Origin of the sequence: Orrella sp. 11846 (assembly GCF_048820935.1) — a bacterium.
Classification (GTDB): domain Bacteria; phylum Pseudomonadota; class Gammaproteobacteria; order Burkholderiales; family Burkholderiaceae_B; genus Algicoccus.
Genome location: NZ_JBMERD010000076.1, coordinates 1 through 233, shown reverse-complemented (window position 1 = coordinate 233; position 233 = coordinate 1). Strand labels below are relative to the sequence as shown.

The window sequence follows — 233 nt, the reverse complement described above, 5'->3', positions numbered from 1 at the left end:
CTGGCGGCATAGGTCGCATAGGCGCCATAGCCATCGCTGAGCATGACAGATCCAGAACGAGATCCTCGCCCAAGGACGGCCTCAACGTTCTCATGGTTGCGATTGCCAAAGTATTCAAAGCAGATCTCATCCTGGTCACCATAAATGGGCCAGAAGAAACCACTCCTCATTTTTTGCGGAGCCTCCCGACCCGCTTTGATATGTGTCTCGTCCATGGTGATGACGTGACTTTG

Annotated in this window: 1 protein-coding gene; it reads right to left on the bottom strand. The window is 52.8% G+C overall.

The features are described 5' to 3' along the window. The coding region (locus ACOI06_RS14675; protein ID WP_420663329.1) for an IS66 family transposase at nucleotides 1-233 on the bottom strand (233 nt) is incomplete at both ends.